This window comes from Variovorax boronicumulans (genome assembly GCF_019352895.1).
Lineage (GTDB): Bacteria > Pseudomonadota > Gammaproteobacteria > Burkholderiales > Burkholderiaceae_C > Variovorax > Variovorax boronicumulans_A.
The window spans coordinates 1,338,976-1,348,058 of the sequence record NZ_JAAAFX010000004.1 but is presented as its reverse complement, the minus strand read 5'-3'; the positions used below and the strand labels follow the sequence as shown (position 1 = coordinate 1,348,058).

7 protein-coding genes are annotated in these 9,083 nt (G+C 69.9%); all 7 read left to right on the top strand.

Features of this window, described 5'->3' with window-relative positions; translation table 11 throughout:
* Positions 1-167 precede the first annotated feature (167 nt).
* The 7 genes from K0H49_RS07805 to K0H49_RS07775 all read left to right on the top strand — a co-directional run bounded on the left by K0H49_RS07805 (position 168) and on the right by K0H49_RS07775 (position 9,049).
* On the top strand, positions 168-1,088 hold the full coding sequence (locus K0H49_RS07805; protein WP_219210900.1) for a LysR family transcriptional regulator: 921 nt from the start codon (positions 168-170) through the stop codon (positions 1,086-1,088).
* A 287-nt stretch (positions 1,089-1,375) separates the two neighbouring features.
* Positions 1,376-2,485, top strand: coding sequence for an ABC transporter substrate-binding protein (locus K0H49_RS07800; protein WP_219210898.1), 1,110 nt, complete (start codon positions 1,376-1,378; stop codon positions 2,483-2,485).
* 76 nt (positions 2,486-2,561) lie between these two features.
* On the top strand, positions 2,562-3,602 hold the full coding sequence (locus tag K0H49_RS07795; protein WP_219210896.1) for a branched-chain amino acid ABC transporter permease: 1,041 nt from the start codon (positions 2,562-2,564) through the stop codon (positions 3,600-3,602).
* A gap of 8 nt (positions 3,603-3,610) precedes the next feature.
* The gene (locus K0H49_RS07790) at positions 3,611-5,407 is read left to right on the top strand and encodes a branched-chain amino acid ABC transporter ATP-binding protein/permease (RefSeq protein ID WP_219210895.1); all 1,797 of its coding nucleotides are present in this window, start codon (positions 3,611-3,613) and stop codon (positions 5,405-5,407) included.
* Entirely contained in the window at positions 5,404-6,171 is a 768-nt protein-coding gene (locus tag K0H49_RS07785; protein WP_219210893.1) for an ABC transporter ATP-binding protein, read from the top strand. The genes K0H49_RS07790 and K0H49_RS07785 overlap by 4 nt, the downstream gene beginning before the upstream one ends.
* Before the next feature lie 116 nt (positions 6,172-6,287).
* On the top strand, positions 6,288-6,845 hold the full coding sequence (locus tag K0H49_RS07780) for a MarR family transcriptional regulator (RefSeq protein ID WP_219210891.1): 558 nt from the start codon (positions 6,288-6,290) through the stop codon (positions 6,843-6,845).
* On the top strand, positions 6,842-9,049 hold the full coding sequence (locus K0H49_RS07775) for a formylglycine-generating enzyme family protein (protein WP_257624621.1): 2,208 nt from the start codon (positions 6,842-6,844) through the stop codon (positions 9,047-9,049). Before K0H49_RS07780 ends, K0H49_RS07775 begins: the two co-directional genes overlap by 4 nt.
* Positions 9,050-9,083 lie beyond the last annotated feature (34 nt).

Below are 9,083 nucleotides of genomic sequence, written 5' to 3'. Positions count from 1 at the left end.
GCCCGGGCCGGCGCATGCCGTGTCGCACGCGCGCGGCACGACACGGCATGCGCCTTCGGCCTGGATGTGCGCGACAGCGCGGCCTGCGGTCGGTTCGCACGCGAGGCGATCGATTTCGCTGTCCGCGGCTTCCCGCAGATCATCAACGCCCACTTGATAATCGATGCATGCCGCTGACCCGCTTCACCTTGCGCCAGATCGAGGCCTTCGTGGCCGTCGCCGACCAGCACAGCTTCGCGGGCGCCGCGCAGCTGCTGGGCATGACCTCCCAGGCCGTGAGCCAGCTGGTGGCCGAGCTGGAGACCTTGCTGGGCTTCCGCGTGTTCGACCGCACCACGCGCCGTGTGAGCCTGTCGAGCGCGGGCATGGACTTCCTGAGTTCGGCGCAGAGCATCCTGCGCCATGTGCAGGGCGCCGAAAGCGCGGCCTCGGACCTGCGCAACCGGGCCGCCGGCATCGTGCGGGTGGGGGCGCCGCTGGTCCTGGCCAGCGCGGCGATTCCCGCAGCGATCCGGGCCTACCAGGCCGAGCGGCCGCGGGTGATCATCCGCATCAAGGACGTCTCGGTCGACACGCTGGTCGATGCGGTGGTCGCCGGCGACGTCGACCTCGCCGTGGGGCCGGATCGCCCCGTCGGCCCGGACGCCAGCCGGGACGTCGTGTTCGACAGCCTCTGGGTGCTCTGGTGCGCGCGCACGCATCCGCTGGCGCGCCGCAAGGTGCTGCGCTGGGCGGACCTGCATGGCACACCGCTGGTGGCCGCCGGGCGCGACCACGAGCGCAGCGTGGCGCAGATGCACGTGAACGTGCCGGAAGGCGAACGCGTGACGCCGGTCGAGATCGTGGACAACGTCTCGACGGCGCTGGGCCTCGCGGCGCAGGGGCTGGCGGCCACGCTGGCGCCGGCCTATGTCGGCGTGATGGCGACCCCGCTCGGCCTGGTCATGCGGCGCGTGGTCGACCCGGAGACCGTGCGCACGGTCTGCCTCTACCGCCCCAACGGCCGCCACCTTTCACCGGCGGCCGAAGGCTTCGCCGAACACCTGATGCGCTGGCTCCCCCAGTGGGCCGCACCGACGAAGACCTGAACCGCGCGAGTCCAGGGCAGATCCTTGTGCCTGACCTGGCGGGCCGCCAGGCGTCGGCGTTCGTCTGCGGGCGGGGGGACGAAGCACGGCCCGCGGCGGGTCCGGATTGACAGTTGCACAAATTCTAATTAAATTAAATTTAAGGTAATTTCGATGGCGCCGCCATCGGGTTGCTGCCCCGCAAGCGCGCCGAAGGCTCTTGCCCCATCCAAAAAGTGCGCTTGTGCGCCTGGAGACATCCCTTGATTCCTCGTCTGGTTTCCGCTGCCGCATGCAGCTTTCTCGTGTTGTGCGCCGCCTCCGTGCAGGCGCAGGTCAAGGTCGGCGTGATCGTGTCGGCGACCGGCGCCGGCGCCTCGCTGGGCTCGGTGCAGAAAAAGGCCGTGGCCATGCTGCCGACCGAGCTGGGTGGCCAGAAGGTCAGCTACATCGTGATGGACGACGCCTCCGACACCAACCAGTCGGTCAAGGCGGCGCGCAAGCTGATCTCCGACGAGAAGGTCGACGTGCTGATCGGCTCGTCGATGTCGGCGCCCTCGATCGCGCTGGTCGACGTGGTGGCCGAGCAGAAGGTGCCGCTGGTCAGCATGGCCGGCAGCTCGCGCATCACGACCCCGGTGGACGACAAGCGCCGCTGGGCCTTCAAGACGCCCTTCGACGAAGCGCTGGCCATCGACGCCACGCTCAAGCGCGCCAGCGCCTCGGGCACCAAGCGCCTGGGCGTGCTGGCCACCTCCGACGCCTACGGCGACACCTGGACCGCCGAGCTCAACCGCCTCAAGTCGAAGTACCCGCTGGAGATCGTGGCCGTCGAGCGCTATGCGCCGGCCGACACCACGGTGCTGGCCCAGGCCGCCAAGGTACTGGCCGCCAAGCCCGACGCGATCCTGGTGGCGGCCTCGGGCACGCCGGCCGCGCTGCCGCACAAGACGGTGCGCGAGCGCGGCTTCAAGGGCACCGTCTACCAGACCTACGCGGCGCTGGCGCCCGAGGTCTACAAGCTCGGCGGCAAGGACATGGAAGGCACCATCGCCGTGACCTCGGCCGGCTTCCAGCCCGACCAGCTCGACCCGTCGAACCCGATCCGCAAGGCCTCGGCGCTGCTGATCGACAAGTACGAGGCGCTCTACGGCAAGGGCAGCTTCAGCTCCTACGTGGGCAACCTCTGGATGGCCTCGCAGCTGGTCGAAGCCGCCGTGCCCGAGGCCCTGAAGACGCAGAAGCCCGGCACGCCGGAGTTCCGCGCGGCCATCCGCGACCAGATCGAGCGCGTCAAGGGCATGGTCACCCAGACCGGCTACGTGAACATGTCGCCGACCGACCACGTGGGCTACGACGAGCGCGCCACGGGCGTCTTCGAGTACCGCAACAACGCCTGGGTCCTGCTGTCCAAGTAAGCGCCATGCCGGTCCGGTGCCGCGCCTGATTGCAGGCGGGGAGCCGGACCTTTTCAATGTGCTTTCCGAACGCCCCATGGACACCTCACTCGCCATCCTCCTGACCCAAGACGGCATCGTCACCGGCGCGATCTATGCGCTGCTCGCGACCGCACTGGTGCTGGTCTTCAGCATCACCCACGTGCCCTTCGTGCCGCTGGGCGGCTTCGTCACCTTCACCGCGCTGACGCTGGTCGCGATCCAGGAACAGCGCACGCCGCTGGTCGCCTACGTGGTCATGACCCTGGGCGTGCTGTGCTTCCTGCTCGAGGTGGCCGGCGCCTGGCGCAGCGGCGCGGGTGGCCGTGCCGTGCTGCGCGCGGCCGGCCAGTACCTGCTCGCGCCGGCCGTGCTGAGCGCGCTGGCCGTGGCCGCGAGCCGCGCCACCGTGCCGGTGCCCGTGGGCATGCTGGCGGCCTGCCTGCTGATCGTGCCGATCGGGCCGATGATCTACCGCCTGGCCTTCCAGCCTTTGATCGACAGCGACCCGCTGACCTTCTTCATGCTGTCGATCGCGGTCGAGGTCTCGATGATCGGCATGGGCCTGGTGCTGTTCGGGCCCGAGGGCGCGCGCACCGAGGCATACACCGACTTCCAGCTCACGCTCGGAGACCTGGTGATCCCGGGCCAGAGCCTGTTCATCCTCGGCGCGGCGGTGCTGCTGACCGTGGGGCTGTTCTTCTTCTTCAACCGCACCATCCGCGGCAAGATGCTGCGCGCCACCGCGGTCAACCGCACGGGCGCGCAGCTCATGGGCATCAGCGTGGTCCGGTCGGGCCAGCTGGCCTTCACCTTGGCCGCGCTGATCGGCGCCATCTGCGGGCTGCTCATCGCGCCGCGCATCACGCTCAACTATTCGTCGGGCCTGATGATCGGCATGAAGGGCTTCATCGCCGCCGTGGTCGGCGGTTTCGTGAGCTACCCGATCGCCGCGCTGGGCGCGCTGCTGATCGGCCTGCTCGAGTCCTTCTCCTCGTTCTGGATGAGTGCGTGGAAGGAAGTCATCGTCTTCACGCTGATCATTCCGGTGCTGCTGTTCCGCACGCTGCACGGTGGCGACGGCGACGACACGCATTGAGGCGCGACGTGAAGCATTCCTATCTCAAGAACACGGCGCTCGCGCTGCTGCCGCTGGTCGTGCTGACGGTGCTGATCCCGGTGCTGCCGATCCGCGAATCCTGGGTCACCACCTTCAGCTACATCGGCATCTACGCGATGGTGGCGCTCAGCGTGGTGCTGCTCACCGGCATGGCCGGCATGCTGTCCTTCGGCCAGGCCGCCTTCGTCGGCCTCGGCGCCTATGCCACCGCCGCGCTCACCACGCACTGGGGCTGGTCGCCCTGGGTCGGCCTGCTGGCCGGCTGGGGCATCACGGCCTGCTCGGCCTGGGTGCTGGGGCGCGTCACGCTGCGCATGACCGGGCCCTACCTGCCGATCACCACCATGCTGTGGGGACTGGCGCTGTTCTTCACCTTCGCCAACCTCGACGTGCTGGGCCGCAACGACGGCATCAGCGGCATCCCGGCCATCGGGCTGGGCGGCTGGTCGCTCGAAGGGCAGACCGCGATGTACGGCCTGATCTGGCTGGCGGTGGTGCTGGCGCTGCTGGGCCTGCGCAACTACCTGAACTCGCGGCTGGGCCGGGCCACGCGCGCGCTGCTCAGCGGCACCGTGATGCCCGAGGCCATGGGCATCGACGCGGTGCACCTGAAGACGCTGGTGTTCGTCTACGCCGCGCTGCTCGCGTCGACGGCGGGCTGGCTCTATGCGCACATGGTGCGTGCCGTGAGCCCGAGCGCCTTCGGCTTCAACTACAGCGTGGAGTTCGTCTTCATGGCGGTGGTCGGCGGCGTGGGCCAGCTCTGGGGCGCGCTGATCGGCGCCGGCGTGCTGACCATCCTCAAGGACCTGCTGCAGAGCTACGTGCCGCGCCTGCTGCCTCTCGAAGGCAACTTCGAGAGCATCCTGTTCGGCGTGCTGATCGTGGTCATCCTGATCAAGACGCGTCAGGGCCTGTGGCCCTACATCCAGCGCAAGTTCAAGGTCGCGCCGGTGGCCGTGGCGCCGGCCGATGCGGCCTTCCTGCCGCGCTCGGAGAAGCCGGCGGCCGGCACGCTGCTGCTCAAGCTCGAAGGCGTGATGCGCGTCTTCGGCGGGCTGGTGGCGGTCAACAAGGTGTCCTTCGAAGTCAAGGCGCGCCAGATCGTGGCGCTGATCGGGCCCAACGGCGCGGGCAAGTCGACCACCTTCAACCTGGTCACGGGCGTGCTGCCGGTGAGCGGCGGGCGCATCGAGTACCGGGGCCAGCCGATCTCGGGCCTGAGCTCGCGCCAGATCGTCAAGGGCGGCATCTGCCGCACCTTCCAGCACGTGCGCCTGCTGCCCGAGATGTCGGTGCTGGAGAACACCGCCATCGGCGCGCACCTGCGCCCGGCCGGCGACGCGCGCCGCGGCGTGCTGCGCAGCATCCTGCGGCTCAATGGCCGCGAGGAGCGCGAACTGCTGGGCGAAGCCGCGCGGCAGCTGGAGCGCGTGGGCCTGGGCGATTTCCTCTATGCCAACGCCGGTTCGCTGTCGCTGGGCCAGCAGCGGCTGATCGAGATCGCGCGCGCACTGTGCGCCGACCCGGTGCTGCTGATGCTGGACGAACCCGCGGCCGGCCTGCGCCACCTCGAGAAGCAGGCGCTGGCCGCGCTGCTGCGCCAGCTGCGCAGCGAGGGCGTGACGGTGCTGCTGGTCGAGCACGACATGGAGTTCGTGATGGGCCTGGCCGACGACATCGTCGTGATGGACTTCGGCTCGAAGATCGCGCAGGGCACACCCGCGCACGTGCAGCAGGACCCGGCGGTGCTGCAGGCCTACCTGGGAGGAGAAGAGCTATGAACGCCACCACCGCGCCACAAGACATCCTGTCGCTGCACGACGTGCATGTGGCCTACGGCAACGCGCAGGCCATCGAGGGCGTGTCGCTGCGCATGCGGCCCGGCCAGATCGTCAGCGTGATCGGGCCCAACGGGGCCGGCAAGTCGACGCTGCTCAACACGGTGATGGGCATCCTGCCGCCGTACTCGCGCGTCGACGGCCGCTTCGTCTTCAACGGCGCCGACATGAGCCGCAGCGACGTGGCGGCGCGCGTCGGCCTGGGCATCAGCCTGGTGCCCGAGAAGCGCGAGCTGTTCGGCACCATGAGCGTGCTCGACAACCTGATCCTCGGCGCGATCCCGCGCCGCGCCAGCGGCCAGGCCGGCTGGATGGACCAGCTCGACACGGTCTACGACATCTTCCCGCGCCTGCGCGAGCGCCGCGAGCAGATGGCGGCCACGCTGTCGGGCGGCGAGCGCCAGATGCTGGCGCTGGGCCGCGCACTGATGTCCAGGCCCGCGCTGCTGATGCTCGACGAGCCCAGCCTGGGCCTGGCGCCGCGTGTGTGCCGCGAGATCTTCGCGGTGGTGAGCGCGCTGCGCTCGACCGGCGTGTCGATCCTGCTGATCGAGCAGAACGCGCGCGCCGCGCTGCAGATCTCCGACTATGCCTACGTGCTGGAGATGGGCCGGCTCACGCTCGAAGGCGAGGCCGCCGAGGTGGCCGCCAACGAGCGCGTGATCCAGGCCTACCTGGGCGTGGGCCGAAGCACGGCCGCCGCCTGATGGCACAGTCGAAGGCTCCGCCTGCGGCGCGAAAGAAGGCCGCAGTTCCCCACGACACTCCGCCGGAGACCCCACCCATGGTGAAGCCGACCGCGACGAAGCGCAAGAAAGCCGCCGTGTCCCCCGACACGGAGATCTCGACCGACCTCTTGGTCAACCAATGGAAGCGCGAGCGACCCGACCTCGACATGCGGGCCTTCGGCCTGACCTTGCGCATCACCGGCCTGGCCATGCTGATCGGCCAGTTCGGTGAGAAGGTGGCCAAGCGGCTCGGGCTGCGCTACAGCGAGATGCTGCTGCTGCATGCGCTGCGCCGCGAGGGCGAGCCCTACGTGCTGCGCCCGACCGACATCCTCAAGCTGCTCAAGGTCACCTCGGGCACGGTCACCTACCGCGTCGACCGGCTGGAGAAGATGGGCGTGGTGCGCCGCATCCCCGACCCCGAGGACCGGCGCAGCATGATGGTCCAGCTCACCGCGCTCGGCATGCAGCGCATCGACGAAGCCGTCGACATCACCGTGGGCCAGGCGGCCGTCGACCTCAAGGAACTGGTCGACGACGAGGCCGCCTTCGCCGCGACCACCGAGGCGCTGCGCCTGATCAACGCCGCCTACGACCGAACCATGACGGCCGCGGAAAACCCGCTGCTGCACCAGAACCCCAAGCGCAAATGACCCTTCGTCCCTCTTCGCCGCCCGCGGACACCGACACTTCCACGAACCCCTGGCGCGTCCATGCCGCCGTGCGCCATCCGCAGTCCTACGACGAGGGCCTGCCGCACGCCATCGGGCTGCACCTGCCGCTGCCCGGCAAGGTGCCGGGATGGCCCAAGTCGCTGTTCGGCCAGTGGCGCCTCGACCCGGTCGGCGAGGCCGCGGGCTGGCTGGAGGCGCACCGCGTCTGGCGCCGCGAGCACATGTCGCGCATCGGCTACGACGACGCCGAGTACCGGCGGCCCGAGCTGGCCTGGTCGCAGCGCAACTTCGTCCACACCCAGATGATGGTGGAGGACCGCTACTTCTACGACCCGGTGCAGGGCCGCTACACGGTGGACCGCTACCTCGACGACCTCGAGCAGCGCTTCGGCGGGCTCGACAGCGTGCTGATCTGGTGGGTCTACCCCAACATCGGCATCGACGACCGCAACCAGCTCGACATGGCGCACGCGCTGCCCGGCGGCGTGGCGGGCCTGAAGCAGGCGGTGGCCGACTTCCACCGACGCGGCGTCAAGGTCTTCCTGCCCACCATGCCCTGGGACCACGGCACGCGCGACGACGGCCTGTCGGGCTGCGAAGCCATCGTGCGGCTGGCGGTCGAGGTCGGCGCCGACGGCATCAACGGCGACACCTACGGCAGCGTGCCGCGCATCTACGCCGAAGTGGCCGAGCGGCTGGGCCATCCGCTGGTGCTGCAGCCGGAGGTGTCGACCACGGTGGAAGAGGCGCTGCGCTGGAACCTGCAGAGCTGGGGCAAGCCCTCGGCCGAGATCATCCCGGCGGTGAGCAAGCTCAAGTGGCTGGAGCCGCGCCACACCGTGAGCGTCGAGAACCGCTGGTCGCGCGACCGCACCGACGACCTGCACTACATCTTCTTCAACGGCATCGGCTACGTGGCATGGGAGAACGTTTGGGGCATCTGGAACGGCCTCACCGCGCGCGACGGCGCGGCGCTGCGCCGCATCGCGGCCATCGAGCGGCGCTTCGCGCACCTGATCACCAGCGCCGACTGGGCCCCCTACGCGACCACGCTGCAGCAGGGCGTGTTCGCCTCGCTGTTCCCCGGCGAGGACCAGGCGCTCTGGACGGTCGTGAACCGCAACGAGTACGCGATGCAGGGCGAGCAGCTGGCGGTGCCGCATGAGGCGGGCGCGCGCTATTTCGACCTGTGGAACGGCGTGCCGCTCGAGCCGCACCTGCAGGACGGCACGGCGATCCTCTCGCTGGACCTGGAAACGCGCGGCTTCGGCTGCGTGCTGGCGCTGGGTGCGTCGGCCTCGCTCGAGGCCGTGCAGCCCTTCCTCGACCAGATGAAGGTGCTGGCGCAGGTGCCGCTGTCCGCACTGTCGAAGCAGTGGACGCCGCTCGCGCAGCAGATGGTCGAGGTGCCGGCCACAGCGGCGCGCGCCGAGGCGCCCGAGGGCATGGTCGCCATCCCCGGCGGCGACTTTTTGTTCCAGGTCGCGGGCATCGAGATCGAGGGTGCGACCTGGGCCGGCCTCGACGTGCAGTACCCGTGGGAGCCGGGCGCGCGCCGCAGCCACCGGCACCGCATGGCGATGCGGCCCTTCCACATCGACCGGCATCCGGTCACGCACGGCGCCTTCGAGGGCTTCATCGCCGCGACCGGCTACCGGCCCGCCGACGCGCAGAACTTCCTGCGCGACTGGACCGACGGAAAGCCGCCGCAGGGTTGGGCCGAAAAACCCGTCACCTGGGTGTCGATCGAGGATGCGCGAGCCTATGCGGCCTGGGCCGGCAAGCGCCTGCCGCACGAGTGGGAGTGGCAATACGCGGCCCAGGGCAACGACGGCCGCCGCTACCCATGGGGCGACACCTGGCGCGCGGACGCCGTGCCGGCCGCCAACACCGGCCGCGGGCTGCAGCCGCTGGACGACGTGGGCATGCATCCCGAGGGCGCGAGCCCCTTCGGCGTACAGGACCTGGTCGGCACGGTCTGGCAGTGGACCGACGAGTTCCACGACGCGCACACGCGCGCCGCCGTGCTGCGCGGCGGCAGCGCCTACCAGCCGCAAAGCTCGCACTGGTATTTCCCGCAGGCCCATCGCCTCGACCAGCACGGCAAGTACCTGCTGATGGCGCCAGGGCGCGATCGGTCGGGCATGGTCGGGTTCCGCTGCGTGGTCGACGCGCAAGGCTGAGCCTGGGAGCAGGGCGCGGCGCCCTGGCCCGAGC

Excerpts from the sequence above, each read along its gene's own strand:
- K0H49_RS07775 (WP_257624621.1), top strand. The coding sequence starts at position 6,842 with ATGACCCTTCGTCCCTCTTCGCCGCCCGCGGACACCGACACTTCCACG.
- K0H49_RS07785 (WP_219210893.1), top strand. The coding sequence starts at position 5,404 with ATGAACGCCACCACCGCGCCACAAGACATCCTGTCGCTGCACGACGTG.
- K0H49_RS07795 (WP_219210896.1), top strand. The coding sequence starts at position 2,562 with ATGGACACCTCACTCGCCATCCTCCTGACCCAAGACGGCATCGTCACC.
- K0H49_RS07805 (WP_219210900.1), top strand. The coding sequence starts at position 168 with ATGCCGCTGACCCGCTTCACCTTGCGCCAGATCGAGGCCTTCGTGGCC.